The 17,476-nt window shown below is 56.8% G+C and carries 15 protein-coding genes and 2 pseudogenes; 11 read left to right on the top strand and 6 right to left on the bottom strand.

The genetic code is table 11. From position 1 onward, the window contains the following. Positions 1-90: 90 nt before the first annotated feature. The 3 genes from I6F37_RS46070 to I6F37_RS36220 form a co-directional block, all read right to left on the bottom strand. Positions 91-345, bottom strand: coding sequence for an ATP-binding cassette domain-containing protein (locus tag I6F37_RS46070; protein WP_368736806.1), 255 nt, complete (start codon positions 343-345; stop codon positions 91-93). Between the two features lie 101 nt (positions 346-446). Then, positions 447-863: an ATP-binding cassette domain-containing protein gene (locus I6F37_RS45685; RefSeq protein ID WP_275945330.1), complete on the bottom strand. Its 417-nt coding sequence runs from the start codon at positions 861-863 to the stop codon at positions 447-449. Positions 864-874: 11 nt separating this feature from the next. Further along, complete coding sequence (locus tag I6F37_RS36220; protein ID WP_225129814.1) at positions 875-1,192, bottom strand: hypothetical protein; 318 nt, start codon at positions 1,190-1,192, stop codon at positions 875-877. 838 nt (positions 1,193-2,030) lie between these two features. Here I6F37_RS36220 and I6F37_RS45810 point away from each other — a divergent pair. Beyond that, a pseudogene (locus tag I6F37_RS45810) lies at positions 2,031-2,159 on the top strand (GntR family transcriptional regulator); the annotation flags it as partial. Between the two features lie 7 nt (positions 2,160-2,166). Continuing rightward, a complete protein-coding gene (locus I6F37_RS36210) occupies positions 2,167-2,751 on the top strand; it encodes a UTRA domain-containing protein (protein WP_345944127.1) in 585 nt (194 codons plus the stop codon). 268 nt (positions 2,752-3,019) lie between these two features. On the opposite strand, the gene I6F37_RS36205 is transcribed toward I6F37_RS36210, so the two are convergent. Beyond that, positions 3,020-3,790, bottom strand: coding sequence for a phosphocholine cytidylyltransferase family protein (locus I6F37_RS36205; protein ID WP_225129833.1), 771 nt, complete (start codon positions 3,788-3,790; stop codon positions 3,020-3,022). Between the two features lie 299 nt (positions 3,791-4,089). After that, positions 4,090-4,947 carry a phosphoenolpyruvate mutase gene (gene aepX, locus I6F37_RS36200; protein ID WP_225129831.1) on the bottom strand — a complete coding sequence of 286 codons (858 nt, stop codon included), beginning with the start codon at positions 4,945-4,947 and terminating at the stop codon, positions 4,090-4,092. Positions 4,948-5,513: 566 nt separating this feature from the next. Between aepX and I6F37_RS36195 the strand changes: the two genes are divergently transcribed. The 8 genes and pseudogenes from I6F37_RS36195 to I6F37_RS36165 all read left to right on the top strand — a co-directional run bounded on the left by I6F37_RS36195 (position 5,514) and on the right by I6F37_RS36165 (position 14,264). After that, positions 5,514-5,726: a helix-turn-helix transcriptional regulator gene (locus I6F37_RS36195; RefSeq protein WP_225129809.1), complete on the top strand. Its 213-nt coding sequence runs from the start codon at positions 5,514-5,516 to the stop codon at positions 5,724-5,726. 152 nt (positions 5,727-5,878) lie between these two features. After that, a complete protein-coding gene (locus tag I6F37_RS36190; protein ID WP_225154042.1) occupies positions 5,879-6,019 on the top strand; it encodes a hypothetical protein in 141 nt (46 codons plus the stop codon). Between the two features lie 341 nt (positions 6,020-6,360). Then, positions 6,361-6,951, top strand: a complete 591-nt coding sequence (locus I6F37_RS36185; RefSeq protein ID WP_225129807.1) for a hypothetical protein — start codon at positions 6,361-6,363, stop codon at positions 6,949-6,951. Further along, on the top strand, positions 6,941-8,470 hold the full coding sequence (locus tag I6F37_RS36180) for a hypothetical protein (protein ID WP_225129805.1): 1,530 nt from the start codon (positions 6,941-6,943) through the stop codon (positions 8,468-8,470). Before I6F37_RS36185 ends, I6F37_RS36180 begins: the two co-directional genes overlap by 11 nt. A gap of 2,278 nt (positions 8,471-10,748) precedes the next feature. Further along, a complete protein-coding gene (locus I6F37_RS36175) occupies positions 10,749-11,108 on the top strand; it encodes a winged helix-turn-helix domain-containing protein (protein WP_225129803.1) in 360 nt (119 codons plus the stop codon). A 677-nt stretch (positions 11,109-11,785) separates the two neighbouring features. Beyond that, positions 11,786-11,935, top strand: a pseudogene (gene nifH / locus I6F37_RS46065) (nitrogenase reductase); the annotation flags it as partial. A gap of 362 nt (positions 11,936-12,297) precedes the next feature. After that, a complete protein-coding gene (locus tag I6F37_RS36170) occupies positions 12,298-12,987 on the top strand; it encodes a class I SAM-dependent methyltransferase (RefSeq protein WP_225129801.1) in 690 nt (229 codons plus the stop codon). A gap of 95 nt (positions 12,988-13,082) precedes the next feature. Beyond that, positions 13,083-14,264: an MFS transporter gene (locus I6F37_RS36165; protein WP_346277023.1), complete on the top strand. Its 1,182-nt coding sequence runs from the start codon at positions 13,083-13,085 to the stop codon at positions 14,262-14,264. Positions 14,265-15,023: 759 nt separating this feature from the next. Here I6F37_RS36165 and I6F37_RS36160 read toward each other — a convergent pair. Beyond that, entirely contained in the window at positions 15,024-15,782 is a 759-nt protein-coding gene (locus tag I6F37_RS36160; protein WP_225129797.1) for a GntR family transcriptional regulator, read from the bottom strand. A gap of 151 nt (positions 15,783-15,933) precedes the next feature. Between I6F37_RS36160 and I6F37_RS36155 the strand changes: the two genes are divergently transcribed. Further along, positions 15,934-17,475 carry an ABC transporter substrate-binding protein gene (locus I6F37_RS36155; RefSeq protein WP_225129795.1) on the top strand — a complete coding sequence of 514 codons (1,542 nt, stop codon included), beginning with the start codon at positions 15,934-15,936 and terminating at the stop codon, positions 17,473-17,475. Position 17,476: the final 1 nt, after the last annotated feature.

Genomic DNA, 17,476 nt, shown 5'->3' with positions numbered 1-17,476 from the left:
TTCAGGATAAACGCCTTCTGGGCGTCCGAAAACTTCGAGGCCTTCATCGTCGTCGCTCCTCCCAGTCGAGGGATTTACGCAGCGCCAACTCTAGCCAAAAATGGTCCAGTTTGCCGGCCTCAGATCATGGGTCACAAAGAGGATTGCCATGTCTGGGCGGAGCCGTTCGAGCAAGTCAAGAATCTGCTTTTGCGTGGTTACATCGAGAGCAGAGGTCGGCTCGTCAGCGATGAGAAGCTTCGGCTTCATCGGGAGCGCCATTGCAATCATGACGCGCTGATTCATTCCGCCTGGCATTTCGTGCGGATAGTTTCTCATCGTCTCTTTGGGATCATCGATCCCCACATCGCAGAGTAGATCTGCAGCTCTTTCGCTCGCCTCTTTCTTGCTAGCCGCCGATCATCTGGACAGTCTCGCGAAGCTGGAATCCAATGTTCCGAACGGGGTTAAGATATAGGCTCGGCTGTTGGTAGATCATTGCACGCAGGCGGCCGATCGACATCGGCAAGAGGCCTGCCTTCGATGTGAATATCGCCGAGACATTTCAGCTCGGTACTTGCTACTCCCATGATGGTCGAACACAAGACGCTTTTTCCGCTGCCGCTTTCGCCGACAAGCGCGAAAAACTCACCTTTCCGCAACTCGAACTGAACGGCATCCAAGAGGCGCGTCTCGGGTCGGTCTGCAAGAACAACCGTCAATCCAGTAATGCTCAGAAGCGGCGGGCTGCCAGCCGCCATGGCTGGGCGCCCGGCATTCCCTTGCTCAAAAGTGTGAACAAAAGGTGCTTCAAGTGCGTGCAAACTGGTTTGGTCCATGATTCCACCTTTCGAGCAGACAATAGTCTTCTGCGTCTGGCCCAAGGCGTTCTCGGCTAGGCGTTGATTGCGCCTGGCCGAAAATCTATTAAACCGGTTGGCGTCGGTGCCCACTTGATGTTGGCGCGCTTTCCAAAGAACTCGCCAAGCGAATGGAGCACCGTTCCTGGTGGATCAATCTCGTCGAATATGTCCAGCATCTCTTGATAGGCAGCTCGCCTTTGCGCCGGGTCCTTCACCGTCAGCAAAGTTGTCTCCAGCACATTGAATCTGTCGTTCCGCCAATACCCACCCCTCTGAAAGTTGCTCTGAGACCCCCAGCGCGAGACGAACGATGCTGTGGGATCGGGGTAGATTGCGCCAACCTTTCCCATGCTCCCTCCCGAACCGTATTAAAACATCTGCAGCGATCGGGATTCAAGGTCGGATATGAACTCACGCCCGACGTAGACGCCGCAATAACAGCTGAACGGGTCGTCAACATTTGGGCTCGGGACAGAGAGAGCCATCTTCTGACAGAGATGTATCACAGCCTTTCCGAGGAGCCATGGTTTGGCGTCGCCTTCTCACGTCAGACTTCCGATGGCTCTCCACTTATCGCGAGTACCCTCCCGCTTTCCGCTGTCATGGCCGAACACCCACGAAGTGCGGACCTCGTCGTTTGGTCTCGCCGATTGCGGAGCGGCTAATCGGAGCGCTTCGCAAGATGCCGTGTACTACGATGGGACCTATCCGATCGGCGTTGGTATGCACGGAGGGCTTTCGGGGCACGAGCTGACTTCATTATGCATCCTTTGGCGATGCCTTTAGAAGCGGAGTTGTTGCTACCCCAACCAGTATCGTTGATCTGGTGCCGACGATCCTTTCCAGCTTGGGACTGCCGCTACCGTCGACGGTGCACGGCCGTATCATCGATGAAGCTTTGCAAGATCGCGAGGTCGGAGGTCAGTATGATGTCGAAGATGCGAGCGTCTCAATTGCCTGTTCAGCGCGCCGGTCAACTGTCTGCCGGGAGCTTTACCGGCAACGTCTTTATCTGAGGGAAGCGGCCGTGACCCGGCTCGTGCAACCGAAGAATGATAGACCTGGCGCTGATCCGACGCAATTGAAAGCCTGAACCACGGAGCATTTGACCTATGTATCAAGGAAAGCGCTAGGAGTTTGTTCGGTCGAACATCGAAGAAGCCATTGCCTCGAGCCGATTTCGGCCAGGCGAAAATTGCCAATGACGTAGAGCTTGCTCTCGAATATGGTGTCAACCGGCACACCGTAAGATACGCCATTCGGGCACTTGAGCAGGAACGACTGCTCCGTGTCGAGCAGGGGAGGGGCACCTTCGTTGTCGAACATCCAACACCCTATCTGCTCTCCCCTCAAACCCCTGACCGATAATCTCTTCTCCCAACGTCGCCTGGCGCGTCGTAAGATCCTGTCTGCTGCAACGATAAAGGCAGACGAGCGGCTCGCCGGCTACCTCGACTTGCAAGCTCGTGACGATGTGCTGCGCATCGACACGCTGAGCTATCAGGACGAGATCCCAATCGTCATTGCGCATAGCTACTTTCCGGCGAAACGCACTCCCGGACTGCTGGACAAATTCTCTGGCGCCAACTCGATCTCCACAGCTCTCAGGCGCATCGGAATTGACGACTACTCGCAACAGTGGGTGACGATAAGCGCACGTCTGCCCTCTGCGCAGGAGGCGCGCCTGCTTGGAATGTCCACTTCGGCGCCGGTCTTCGTCAAGGAGAGCCTTGACTGCTCCGGCCGTATTCCGATCAAATTTGGCGAGAATGTACTGTGCGCACCAAGAATCAGCTTCAGATTCGATTTTAAAGAGATTAGTTCCGCGGAGCAGCCGCTTGCAGGAAAGCCTCGATCCGGAAAAGCGCAAGCGAGGAAATCGAGATCATCTGCCCCCTTCAAGGTCTAGGTCCCTCCGGTTCCTGCGGTCGAAGCGGCTGGGAGCGCAATAACTATTTTCTACCACCTCGCTTGTGGGGGTGTGTTTCACGCTTCATGCCAGGACGAGCCGCTCGCGTTTTGCTGAGGCAATAGGCGGCCGCGTTGGTTGCGGCCCCCGATCAAGCTTGCGGGGCTTGGCATCGTTACGCGGCCTGGGAGGCAGCCGCGCAGGTCGTGAAGAGGCGCAGCGTCAAACCTTCCGTGATCGTCGTGAACCTCGCCCCTGCGCGGTTGGATCAAACGTCGGCTTTTGCGAAGATGCGTTCGGCGGTACGAAGATCTTCCGCATCATCAATTTCGTACCACCTGAGGTCATCGCATCTCACCGCAGCAAGCTGCAGGCCTTGTGTTTCCACGAGATAGGAAAGAAGCTCCTCAGTGTAGGCCTGGGTAGCTCCGGCCTTGATCATATCGTCTAGGGCCGGAACGAGCTCTGTCCGCAGAGTAGACGCGGACAGCCGCAACAGATTCATCGTCTTGTAAAGAGGCGGGTCATCCGCCATGAGATTTCTCGCTGTTTGTTTCAAACGAAATTCTGAAATGAAGCCAAGATCGGACAACAGGACCGCTGATCCCTGCATCAGCTGATCGAAGGGAGCGACAGCCGCTGCGTCGGGCGCTTCACTGATGAGCAGCTGCCGCAATACATTTTCCTCGAAGAAGACGTCGCCCTCAAGAAGAAAGCAGTCTCCGGAAAGCAGCGCGTCTCGCGCCAGCCATAGCGAATAGGCGCTGCCAGTACGATCGTAAACGGAGGATTCGACATATTTGACGTCAACCCCGCCAAAGCGGCCACCGCAGCTATCTTTGATCGCCTCTTTGCGATACCCGACAACAATCGTTACCTGTTCGACGCCGACACGGTCAAGGTTATGTAGCGCGTTGTGCAGGATGGGAGTGCCGTTAACTTGGACAAGGGATTTCGCGGTTAGATCCGTTAGCGGCCGCAGACGAGAGCCAACGCCAGCGGCAAGAATGAGAGCATTCTTGGGAGCATTCACTGGCATTTCATTCGCTTTCTTTAATCCCGCGCCTAACTCCGTGAGCATCGCGAGCGTTCTGTTCTTCCCTTCGGCCGCAGACCTGTTTAGATCGTCCCGGAGATCGAAAGGGCTAGGTCGTCACCCACGTGCATCTGGATTGCCTACCGCCTGGCGAGGGGAAGCTGTTTAGTGCTGTGCAAAGCTTCTCTGGCATTATAGGTCCGACTGCCTGTTGGTTGACACTTAGAGGGAGACCGCCGAGAGGGCACATCGGAGGACTTTCGAAGAAGGGGACGTTATGTGATAAACCCTCTCAGCATGGACTAGCGAGGCTGCAGATATCGCTTTTCGGCCGCGGCGAGCTCGTCATACCTCAGAAGCTCGAATATCTCGCTGAGCGGGGCGATATGGGGCTCAATGCCCGCAACGCCCTCTTGAGCTGCGATACTATCGCAGACGCGCCGCATTGCAGCTGCCGCAGCTCGCAAGGAGTGATTGGCCCAGATGACCGTGGAGATCCCCGCATCACGAAAGGTTGACACTGGTGTTCGATAGTACGTCGTCGGAACGATCACAACGGGTAGCCGGTTCCGCCACTCGGTGACGAACGAAAGCATTTCGTAAGCGGTACTTTTTCGCGAGTGAATCAGGATTGCATCGGCGCCTGCCTCGGCATAGGCATGAGCACGCAAGATGGCTTCATTCAATCCATGTCCAGCGATTAGCGCTTCGATCCTGGCCACGAGAACAACGTGTTCAGCGACCGTGTCCTTCACCGCCCGTAGACGACCGGAAAATTCATCGATATCGGCGAGCGGATGCCGCTCACCAATGAGCGAGTTCAGCTTCGGGAAGCAGCTGTCCTCAAGCGAGACGCCCGCCGCGCCAGCCTGATGAAGTTTGCGTGCGAGGAGGCGAGCATTGTTGAAATTGCCGAAGCCCCCGTCACCGTCAACGAGCACAGGTAGCTCGGTTGAGTCCACTATGCGTTCCACGCTCTGGACGAGCTGGGTCCATGAAGCTTCATTGGCATCGCGATAGCCGAGCGAACTGGCAATCGACAAACCAGAGGCCCAGAGCCCCTTGAATCCCGAGCGCTGCGCGATCGTGGCAGACAGGCCATCATGCGCTTCCATCAGAAACGACAGATCATCATTCGAGCACACCTGGGCGCGAAGCATTTCGACTGGCGACGACTGTGTGCATTGACGACCTGCGGTAGGCCGAACGGCTTGTGGTTGATACTGCATGCCTAAATCCTGGAAGCCGATCCTCGATTGGCGCAAATTTCACTGTTCATATCGTTTTGTCGTGAAGTCGATCAATGACCAGCGTTGGTAGTTTATTGGGGCGTAAAAGCTTGCATGATCGCCATAGGGTTATCGGATGAGCGTCGAGCCGACACGCCGGTTAAAGCTTTGGTGCAAATGAAAGATCTGGGCTCGCGAGCCGCGTCCTACGGCCCTTCACAGAGCATTCAGCCCTGGCGGGAGGAGCGCCTAGTCAAAGGGTGATATCCAGCTCACACAGATGTTAAAATATCGACTGCTACGATTGTCGTAAGTGCTGCTATTGCGTTGCGACGTATGTCGCAATCCGGTCGAGAGGGCTGCAGTTCGATGGCAGGCTCCCGAGAATGGACGGGCATCTCCCAGGAACGTGTCCTGCCGCGCGAGTTTGCGTGTGCCACTGAGTGGCATGGCACTTGCTGATCTCGTTCTTGCCCTCTCGGCTCCGGGAAAAATTCATGGCGGATGTGCAAGAAGTTGTGCTGTCGGAACGGGAAAAACAGTGTTTGCGATGGGTGGAGAAGGGGAAGTCATCCTGGGCCATCGGAGTCATCCTGGGCGTGAGCGTTAACACGGTCAACTTTCATATCAAGAATGCGATGCGAAAGCTGGAAACGACCAGCCGCACCCAGTGCGTCGTCAAGGCGGGGCGTCTGGGTCTTCTTGACTAACGGCCGCAGTTTCGTTGCCGCTGAAGATGGCGTGCAGCTATTTCGTCGCCGGCGCTCGCGTTGGATAATCGGACCCTGCATTCCAAAATGATCCCGGCCATAGGGTTTGGAAATGAGATTTTTCGGCTGCGAGCGGCCTGTTCGGATTGTTGTTGAAATCGATGTCCAAGGCCCAGCTTTCGGTCAGCCGCCCCAGACCAGCCGATATCGAACAGCTGCAGCTTGGCGAAAAGAATAATAATCAAGAGTTGTCGGGGCTAAGATTCGTTCAAGGCGACTCGATTGATGATTGAGGTCTATGCGTGTCTCGATCAATTCTGATGAATAACCCACGTTCGAGCCTTTGGGGCCTGAAAAACTGATAGAGCTCGTGGTGTCGGGAGGGATGCGCTTTGTGAATTTCCGCGACCAACGAGTGAACGCCGTTGATTGTTAGGGCTTCGCCGCTCCTGGTACCTAAGTGCGCGCAAACTAGCGCAGCCCCGTCAACTACTAAGGCTAATAATTGATCTGGATCACAGAAGCTGTCACTGTTTAGTTGAAGAACATCGCGCCGATCAAACTCACCTCCAGGTGTGGCATGCAACGTCAACCACTGTTTGCTCTCGCTAGGAGCCCTGAAAGGCGCGCCGCCTTGGCGCCTGCAGAATTGCTGGGCGGTCAGATCTGCTCCGAGAGCAAGCTGTTCTTCACAGAAGCTCATGATGCGGTCTGCGGCTCGAACACCAAGCGCGGAGGTCACTCGGCGTCGGCCCTGTCAATTGCCTCCTTCGTCGAGGTCGAAGGCGACGAGCATCATGGAATCAAGTCGTTGACGTGGCCAACGCCCATCGTGGGCTTGACCGAACTGGCTCGCGGTGACAGCGGCTTCGGGAAAGTCAACAATGCACATCTACGTGCGGAAACTCCGTCATCGGCGCTGCGGCGTCGCGCTGACGACAGCTGCTATACGAAGATGACCCCGTCTGGCCAACGACATCCGCTAGCCAAATGTGGAAGCCTCTCAGGCCGTCTACGGGCATTAAAGGGAACAGTCGCGGAGGTGCTAATCCGTGGGGCCGGAATAGCAGGGCTGATCACCGTCCATGGAATGGATGAAGCATTTTCAAGTGCTAGCGCCTCCGCCCTCTTGAAAACATCTGGCGTCATTCGCCTCGTCGTGACAGCATTTTGCGTTAGGCCACCCATCGTACTTGCGACGAGCGGATATGACTATGCGGCCTGACATCCCACAGGCATTCGCTCCGCCCGAACGCGACCACGCGCGCGGGTGGATCTACCGAGAATTCGGCGTCGAGCCGTTGATCCAATGCGCTGGCGTCCGCACGAATTATGGAGGAAGCAATCCGAGCGACGAGGTCATCGCGGCAATGAACGCGGCCGCCCGGGCTTTCGTCGACCTGGACGAGCTCGCGGAAGCCGCAGGCGAAAGGATGGCTCAACTCACCGGCGCCGAATGGGGTGTCATCACCGCCGGCGCTACAGCGGGGCTAGCATTAGCCACTGCGGCGTGCATTGCAGGAAACAACCCGGAACTGATGTTGCGGTTGCCGGATACGTCCGGGCTACGCAATACCGTGTTGATTCCATCCGACCAGCGTTTTGCTTATGAACAGGCGCTCCGCGTCGCGGGCGCTGAAGTCGTCAGCATTGGCACCACAGAGGAGTTTGCGCACGCACTGGATGGAAGTGTAGCGATGATCTGCTTGCTCGGTCGCATGGACGATGAGTCGGTATTGCCATTGAGCTCGCTCCTCCCTTTGGCACGCGCGCGCGGTGTTCCGATTCTCGTCGATGCCGCCGGGCTTTCTCCAGACAAGCCGGATAGCTGGATTAAGAAAGGAGCCGATCTGGTCGTTTACGCCGGTGGCAAGTATATCCGGGGGCCACAATCCACTGCTATCGTTCTTGGTAAGGAGCGGCTTTGCAGGTCGATCTGGTGGAACGGAACACCCCACCAGGCATTTGGCAGGTCGATGAAGGTCGGCAAGGAAGAGGTGGTTGGGGCCGTAGTCGCGCTCGACCGCTGGATCAATTCTCAATCGGCGAAAGATGAGCGTGATCAGTGGCTTGCGCGATCGAACCGGATCGAGGCTTACCTTGTCTCGCTGCCAGGCGTCACTACGGAAGTGCTGCCTTGGGCGAGTTTTGCAGCAGCTATTCGGCTGAAAATCATCTGGGATGCCGACATCATTCCGTTTGATGCGGAAGACCTAAGGCTTGCGCTCTTGCAACAACGACCGCGGATCCTGATCCACGATTTTTGGTCCACGCCGACATCAATCATGCTGGATCCGGTGAATCTCTCGGATGAGGAGGCTGATATTGTCGGCCGCGCTTTGGCATCCGCATTTCGTATGCCCCAGTCCATCGTTCGAGTGACTCCCTACTTCCCAGCGGAAGTGAATTTCTCCGGCAGCTGGCGTGTCGAAATGCAATTCCTTCATGGGTCTGCGACACACCACATCAAGATTCAGCAGGATGGTGAACTCATATCAGGTGTCCATCACACTGCATCGTCCTCCGGAGACATATCTGGTGAAGTTCATGGTCGCCATATTCACTTCGAGGCTGCGCACGAGCAGGTGCCGATTTCCTTGTTCTACGGGTTCGAGGGCGAATTCGCACAGGACGGCTCCGTCAGTGGAAAAGTGCGGCTAGGCGGTGCCACCAAAGAACATCTCGGGCCAGTGTTCAAAGGTCAGTACGGTTTTGCCGAATGGCATGCAACACACTGCGCATAACCGGTGTCATAACTCGGCCGAGCACGCAGCTTGTCAAGCGCGGCACAAGCCCGATCCACCATGGCTTCCGCAGACAGGAATAACTCTTGGCGGCGAACACCAAGGATGGCGGACCGCTCAGGTTCGACGGGCGAAGGCGGCTCTGGTGTGTCGAGGGCCGCTCGGCTCTTGTGCGAGCTTGGCGGCACAGCAGGCGTTTGCCATGAAACCAAAATGACGGGGGCGGCGGAAATCCCTTCGGCAACCCGCGGGGTAGAAAGCGCTGGTGAGCTCCTCAATGTCCAGCGTGATCACTTCGGACTTGTTGCCGGCGCGATCAATTCTTTCGCCGCAAGCGGATGATCCTGCTCACAGGTGAGGAGCCGATCCCTGGGGACCGCAACGTGATGGGGTGTAGCTGGCTGAGATAGACAAGACGTGCTTTGGATACGCCGAACGGAGCTTGGCGCAGACGTCCATTCGACTTTGCGGAGGGCGTCGACATGGTGGCCAAATGCCGCCCAGCTCGCTCAGGCGCGCCAGGTGGCCGAATAACCGGAGTTTCGCGTCCCCGGACGCTTCCTGCAGGCACTACACGAACAGCCGCCGGCAATCGTAATCGAAGCCGAACGAAAAGGAGGAAGCCCGGGCTAGCCAGCCCGGTTTCCACCAGGGGCAATCCCGCCCGCTGCCAGGCAACGAGAGGCGATGTGCACCCGGATGATGCGTCAGGAGCCGGCCACGGCATGGAAAAGTGCAATCATTCGGTTTCGGCTCCGATATGCATCGGGTTGGCGCCGATAAGACGGAGCGTCTCGGCTGCCTGCTTGAGCAGGATGTCATTGACCACCGCCTTGTTCTGAAGCGCGGTGGTGGCCACTGCCGGCACGTTGAAAATAAATATGGAAACAGGGGACAGGCAGCGGATCGGCTAGGCTCATCTCGATCACGACATCCAGCTGGTATGCTGGTCATAGGCGGTGAGGTACCTACTTGATCAACGGGTGGCTACATTTCCGCGCCGCATCGGCGGAAGTTCAACGGGAGAGGGGGCCAGCCATGGCCGCTCACCCATTAGCCTCGGCGTTATCGAAGCCGCGCTTCGCAAGCTCCTTGTTCCGATACGCAACAAGCTAGAGACCAAGAAGAAGCCCGTGGTCCGCTTCTGTCAGATCATCAACTGAAGCAATGTAATTGAGCAGTTGCGTATCTCGCTTGGCACCTACCAGAGTTGGTAGTGTCAAAAGCAGATGAGGCTTGGTTTGACTAGGTGCCCACGCGCCTTGCGACACGCTCCACTTACCCAGCGCGGCGAGTGCAAGCTCAACGTGCCTCGAAGCGCCGCACAGAAGCAATGCGAAGGCGAGCAGCCGTAGGACCTGCGATCACCAAGAGGATAACATAGTGGCTCGAAACCTCCGATTCTCGACCACGGCCAGTGGCAGCTGCCGCGCATATAGGCGCCTAGCTCTTGCGGAAGACGCTATTGCGCGTGACGCCGCTCTCTGGGCAGAGAGCGAGCAAGCAGCCCAGATCATAGTCGGTCCGTTGTTGAGGCGAGCGTCGCTCGGTCGAGTGGCAGCACAGGACCAAAAAAAAGCGTGCCGCCGTTCTGCTGCAGAGACCGATCGTATGCTGGCCTTTCCAAGCCTCGCCACAAATCTACCCGTCCGGTGCGTCAGCCGGGACAGCCGTCTGTTCGACTGGAGCGCTTGCGTTCCGCCTGCTCCGTCATCTCCGTGAGCATTCCCCCCACGACGAGTTCGTGGCTGCGGCACGACGCGGAGAGCACCCACCGGCTAGCGAAACGCCGTCATTCAGCTTGCGCAAGGCGATCCGCTGCGGCGGCTCGCGTAACTATACCTGGCCGTGCAAATTCTCCTACAGCTAGCTGTTTACCGCAGCTCGTGTGAATGACTGCTCAGCAGATAGGAAATTAGGTGACTTGATTTATGCGTCGGTCGGCGGGGCCTTACAGCCTTAATGAGCGTCTTGCGATGGATACAAGGTACAATGCCGCACAAATTGGCAAAGCTAATGCGCGTTCGGATCATCTGTTAGCGAGGTCAGCGCTCGATCACAGCAAAGAGGAGTACCGTTCGATTGTGCAAGGGGGAAAGCGTACCCGGCGAAATGTATCGGTGCCGGACCATTCTAATCCGCCAAAAGGAATGAGAGCCCATGAACCGCCGAGCGGCTTTGCAGGAGTTTCATGCCTCCAGAAACTCGTCCGACCGGCGTGCTGCACCGCTGAGAAGCCAAGGAACGCGCGTTATCGTAGGATAATTACGAGACTGATATGCGGCCCATCGATCGCAAGAAAAAGTCGGAAAGCACACGCATAGCGCCCTCTCACGACAAGTTGGTGTTTCTAGACCTGGTCCTGGATGTTCGCGCCCAACGCGTCAGCCGCAACGGTCGGCCGATCAAGGTAAGGCCGTTGGAATTCCGCTTGCTGCAGCATTTCCTTGAACACCCCGAGCAGGTGTTTTCTAGGACCGAGCTCCTATCAATCATTTGGGGACAGAACCTCCATGTCGGGTCGCGAAGCGTCGACCTTCAGATCAGCCGCCTACGCAAGGCACTCAATAAAGGCGGCCAGCGCAACTATATCCGCACCGTACACTCGCGAGGTTACTCCCTCGATGCGCAGGAGTAGCGCGCCCGACCCGGCGGCTCCGGCCATTAATCGCTTGGCCAAGATTAAGCCGCGACATTCAATCACTCTCGCACGCTTCGATAGTGTTTGGGGATCCGGGCGACATCATCCCGGAACAATAGGCGACATCATGGGCATCCGCGGTATCATCGAACGCCGCCCGGGGAGAAGCCGAATGTCGGCTGAACTTTGCAATCGCATAGATATAGGATTTGAGTTGATGGCGACAAATTGCGGATTGTGACGTTCTCGATATCCCGCACAGAAGGTTCCTCGTAGTCATCTGAATCTCCTGTCTGGATGGAGTGCGCAATGACCGAGATCCTCTCCGACAGAGCATCACCGTTCAGCATGCTTGCCCTCACTTCGCGTAGCGGCTTCGTATGATCATTAGTCGGCTCGCAACCTGACCACGCGCTTTGGTCAGCGGACAAACGTCTCAGGTGAACCATCTAACACTTTGTGTTTGGGTTGTCAGATCGTCGACACAGGCTTGTTTATTCAATCACTTATTGGGGCCTCTCTAACAAAATTGCTGAACGCAACCAATAAAACGTTCTTCGCATCGAGCAGCCAAATTGGCACGCGTTTTGAAGCCCTTCCTTCGGGAGCGGGCGGAGCTGCCGATTGGCGTTCATCTCTGGTACCGACTTAGGTCGGACGAGAAGGAAAGCAACGTGCCAGATTTACGTCAGAGTGCATTCGACAGTAAGGGGGCATCGGCAAGGCTCACTACCCTGCAAAATACGATCGCAGCCTTTGTCGACCTCGAGCAGTATATCCTTATCGTCGGCTGCGACCTCAAATCGGCTTCACCGCGTCGTGTAGGTTTGTTCGTTCCAAGATTGCCAGACGGTTACAGCAAAGCACTTCGGCGCCTTGGCTTTCGAGCGTCTACAAAGACGCGATAGTTAGATCGAGGCTGAAGCGAGTCTCAGGATTGCCCGGCGATCCCACGGCGATGGACTACGATTTCGAGGGGATCATCGACGGCGATAGCTGACCGGGATCGTTCACTCAGACAATCGCATCGGCGTGACGATCAAGCGGCAATTCAGACAAGCTAGCTGGCACGACCAGCCTGATGGAGGACGAGATGCGAGTTGCTAAGAAGCGGTCCTTTGGAAACTTTTCCGAAGTAGCAGAGACTTATCCGCGGCGTCCGCCTTATTCACGTCGAGTCCTTCAGATGCTTGTCGACCAGGTAAAGAACTTAGCCGACAGTCCGACTTTCGCGGATATCGGCGCTGGTACGGGCGCGATCGCCTATGCCTTGGCTGACATGGGGCTTACCGGCTATGCGGTCGAACCTGATACTGAGATGGTCGCGGTCGGGCAGAGGCTCGGCCGAGCTTATCCAACCGTCTCTTGGATTAATGCGCCGGGCGAGTGCACGGGCCTGGCCGACGGTACGCTCAATTGGGTTTGCTACAGCTCGTCGTTCCATTGGACGAACAAGAGCGAAGCGCTTCGCGAAGTTATGCGGATCTTGCGACCCCGCGGGTTCTTCACAATTACAACCTTCCTTAACGATCTTGAGACCGACCCCTTTCAACTCGAAATTGAAGCGAAGCTACGCGATATGGTGCCGGCGTTGCGGCGGGCGCGTCTCCCATTCGTTGCCGAGATGGAAACTTACGAGGCGCTGCTCAACCAATATCCGGAGCTGGGCAACTGCATTTCTCTTGCTACCACCGAGACGATCTCCATGAGCGAGGAGCAGTATCTCAACTACTGGGCTGGTTTCCACGATATTCCGAGTCAGGTGTCCCCCGAGGTATGGACTTCCATTCTGCAAATGGCAGCCGAGACGTTCCGACATAGGCAGCCGACGGGTATAAGATTTCGCTCTATGGCATGGCATTCTCAACGAGACTGAGCCGAGTGCCAGTCTCATAAGCTCAGATTAAAGACAACGAATCAACAATCGGTCGACGCGACGGTTAGGTATGAGAACCGAGGAGAGGGCTAGCGATCATCTGGAAGGATGACAAAATCGTTGTCGCGGCACTGGGCTGCGCAGAAATCATCAGTTACGGCACACTCTACTATTGCATCGCCGGTGTGGCTAACGAGGTTGCCCGTGACCTCGCAGTCACAGGTGCATGGATACTCGCTTGTTTTTCCTTCGCTCAATTAGCGAGTGCGCCAATGTCGTTGATCGCCGGTCGCCTTATGGACCGATACGGTGCCGCCAGAGCGATGGAAATCGCCTCAGTTCTGGGCGCTACCAGTTTAGGAATAGCCGCAGTCTCCTGGAATGCGACCGTATTCGCGTTCGCGCTGTTCAGCATACAAATAGCGTCTGCCTTTGTTTTTTACGAAGCTGCAGTTTTGTTCTTGATCCAACGAGATGGGGTGCAGGCAAAACAGCAGATCGCTCTGCTGACCTTGATCAGTGGGTTATCGTCAACGCTGTTCTGGCCGCTCACCTCTTTGTTGCTCATTTGGATATCCTGGAGAGAGGTGTTTGGGATCTATGCGGGCTGTAATGTTCTCATTGCTCTCCCGTTAATGGTATGGGCTCGTCGGAGAGCCCCCGTTGGCCCTGCAGCTCTAGATAAATCGCACAAATCGCAAGTCCACTCACAGTCCTCCCCCAAGGCGATTGATTGTGCGTTGATAACGTTTGGTTTTTCGCTCACCGCATTTATCGTCTCAGCATTCCTTAGTCAGATGACTCCAATCCTCTCAACGTTTGGCTTAGGTCCGGAGGGCCCTTTGATTTCAGCGCTTTTTGGACCGTCTCAGGTCTTAATACTGCTTTTTGCGGCTTCGCTCACCGAGAGAATGGCCGAAATTCATCTCACTCTTCTCTCATGCCTCCTGCTCTTCGCGGCTACGCTTATCGTTGCACTAGCTTCTCACTCCGTCCTTGGAGTTACGGTTTTCGTTGTTTTGCTCGGATTCAGCTCCGGTCTAAACTGCATCTGTCGTGGAACGCTACCCCTGGCGACGTACGGGCAGGACAGATACGGAGGTCGAGTTGGGTTGATCAACGGCTTTCGACTGTTATCGGCGTCTCTTGCGCCATTATTCTTCAGTTCGGTGCAAGATCATTATGGCGTCACCGCCGCATTAGTATCCCTTGCGATCTGCGGAGCGGGGAGCGTGCTCGCATTTGGCCTCGTGAGCATCCGATCAAAGCGATCTTAGCGTCGAGTGATAGTGTGGTAGAGGGAAAGAGATGAGGTGGGGCGTCGATCCTCAAGCACGAGTTACAAGCGATCCGGCCGCCATGCGAGTGCCAACAAAACGATCAAAAACGGAGGTCGCCACAGACGTTGGAATCTGATCGGCAAGCATCGCGAATTCACCTTGTCGTTCCATGGAAGCCGCAACGCGATCCTCTCACCGCTTTGGCGTCGTGGATCCGGGGGCCCGGCGGTAAGCCGGCATCGTGATCGCTGGCTTCGGCCGAAACATCGCCATCATTCGGCAAGCCTAGTTATGCTAGAAGGCGCTGCTTGTCGGGGAAAAGATAACAGCGGACATTCTGGCTTTCGATCGTTGGCGGAAAGGCGATCGATTAAGAAGCAAGGCGCCCAGGCGGATTGAGGCCGGCGAACTGCTCAAGGGCCTCTTTTAGACCGGCAGGGGGGCCGCCGTCACGGGGCTTGTGAATTGCATTATCCGGCGCGCAGGCCGCTGCAGAACTGCAGCAGCGATTTGCACCGACGAATTCGGCGACTCCGAGGGCCTGTGTCGATCCGGGTTATACTCCAATAGTTCGATCGGTTTCGACCTTGGGTTTCGATCGCGGCGCATTCGCGCTGTACTCGGGCCATGCATGTGGACCTCTCAACCAGTGACATCCTTGTCTACGCGTCAATACCCAGATAGCAAGCGGCGGAACCATGGTCCAAATCGTTCTGCCGGGCGATTTGTTCACGAGGTTGCGAGTGTCATCAATATCTACAATCTGTCGAACCGAAATTGGACCCTATCGGCAGCATAGATCACCTGGTAGCACCAGACTGGTTCATCATGCTGATCGATGCTTGATGCGCGCTTTTCCATGACCGGCCTAGCCAGGGATTGATCCAGCAGGGTTGCTTCTTCCTCGCTCGGCATCCGCGCGAGCAGGTTGACATCGATCTGGGCTTTTTCCACCAAAGCGAATTGCTGTAGCGCGTTTTCGACGTTTGCCTCGGGACCAAGCGCCGAGACGAAACCGTCGAAACGCGGTAGTTCCAGATAGCACGTGCTCAATGCGAGAGGGCGGTTGTCGGCCTCGCTGACGAGTCGGATGCGTAAGGCCGAAGAATCTAGGGGTAAGCGAAGGGATTGCCGCACCCAGTCGTCGGGTTGGACGATATCCGCCGCGAGCAACCTACGGCTCGGCCTCATGCCATTATCGATGACGTTCTTCGAGAAAGTGTGGCGTCCGCTGAGGCGGTACTTGAGGGCATCGATCTCCACGAACGAGCCACGCCCGTGTTCAATGCGGATGATCCCCTTGCTTTGAAGGCTCGCTAAGGCCTTGCGAGCCGTCATGCGGCTCACGGCAAAGCGTTCGGCGACTTTGGTGTCGGATGGCAGTGGCCTGTTGATCTCGAAATGCCCGCTCAGGATCTCCTGCTTCAGCGTTTTCGCGATAAAGCGCCACCGGGGTCCTTCCAAAGCATCGGAATCGGTGTCAGCCCCATCGAGAGGGTCATCGACTTTATCCATATTGTATCCATTCTGTGTCATGAGGCTGTCATCTCAACTCGTATATACGAGTGCGGCCGTCAAGAGCGGGCTGCTTGGCAAACACAATGCGGCGGCCGTTCCGAGCGGACCAATACTCGATGGGGGTGAGGCCGTTGCCATGGCATCTCATATGATCACGCGTCGCAACTTCACTGGTTTGATCGGTGCCGCTGCCCTGTCCACGGCGTCGCGGCCGTCCAGGGCCCAGCAAACCGCGCCTCGCCGCGGCGGTCGCGTGCGGGTCATCCTGCAGGAGACGGCTTCCTCGTCATTACTTGATCCGACCAAGGTTGCATCGTGGGCGGTCTATTTCGCCTATGAGCTGATAGGAGCTCGCCTCGTTAATGTCGATTCGCATCTTCAGCCCATTCCGGCCCTGGCGGAGAGCTGGGAAGCCGCAAACGGCAAGGTGAACGACTGGATCTTTCGCCTGCGCCGCGGCGCCGAGTTCCACGATGGCAGATCGGTCACGGCGCGGGACGTGATCTACACCATCAACCGATTGCGCGATCCGGCAGCGCAGTCGCCTCTGCGCGTGCTTGTTGACCACGTGAGCGATATCGTTGCTGAAGACCCGCAGACGATCCGCTTCAAGCTGACACGTCCCGATGCCGATTTCCCGCTGCTGCTCGCCCAGGATCGCTTCCATATCTTGCCTGAGGGATATTCGCGCTTCGACAAGCCACTTGGGGCGGGCGCCTTCATCGCCAATGGTCTCGATCCGGCTGGCGTAAACACATATCGCCGTAATCCGAACTTCTGGGACGGCGGCAAGCCCTATCTCGATGAGGTCTCATTTCAAGGCAACCAGGATCCGATCGCGCGCGTTTCGGCTTTGCTCGCTGGGGACGTCGACGCTGTGCAGACAATCAGCTTTGCGCTGGCTAAACGCGTGGCCGCAGTGACCGGCCTTGAGGTCGTCTCATCGCCCAGCGGTGTGCACAACGTGGTCGCGATGCATGTCGACAAGGCACCATTCGACCGTGTCGAGGTGCGCGAGGCACTAAAATGTCTGTTCGACCGCTCCCTTCTCCGCGACAAACTGTGCGCGGGGCAGGCGAGCATTGCCAATGACCATCCAATTCCTCCGTTTAGCCCGTTCTACCATTCCGAGTTGCCCGTCAGACCCTACGATCCGGACCGGGCGCGGACGCTGCTTCGCCAGGCTGGCGTCGACCTCGGCCAACTCGTTTTGCACGCCTCTGAGGCCGTTACGCCCAATGTGGCTGTCGACCTGGCGCAGATGTTTGCCGATACGGCGCGCCAGGCGGGCGTCAATGTGCAGGCGCGACGGGATCCCGTTGCTGGCTATTGGGACAATATCTGGCTCAAAGAGCCGCTGATGGTGGGTGGTTGGGGCATGCGCTACACGCCCGACGCTATGCTGCGCGTTGCCTATCGATCTGACGCCAAATGGAATGAGACACGGTGGAGACGACCCGAGATCGACCGTATGATGGACGATGCCCTGGCTACGACTGATCTAGAACGTCGACGCCTGTTGTACTGGGGGATCCAAGAGGCGATCCACAAGGAGGGTGGTGCCGCCATCCCACTGTTCTTCAATCAGCTCGATGCCAAGGCGAGCTATGTCAAAGGCGTTGCACCGTCACCGCTCGGAGCGCTCAAAGGCTCGGCGTTCTCCGAGATCTGGCTCGATCGCAAGGTTTGAT

The organism is Bradyrhizobium sp. NBAIM08 (assembly GCF_020193935.1).
GTDB classification, from domain to species: domain Bacteria; phylum Pseudomonadota; class Alphaproteobacteria; order Rhizobiales; family Xanthobacteraceae; genus Bradyrhizobium; species Bradyrhizobium yuanmingense.
The sequence above is the reverse complement of the archived record's forward strand: the minus strand, read 5'-3'. Positions and strand labels throughout refer to the sequence as shown.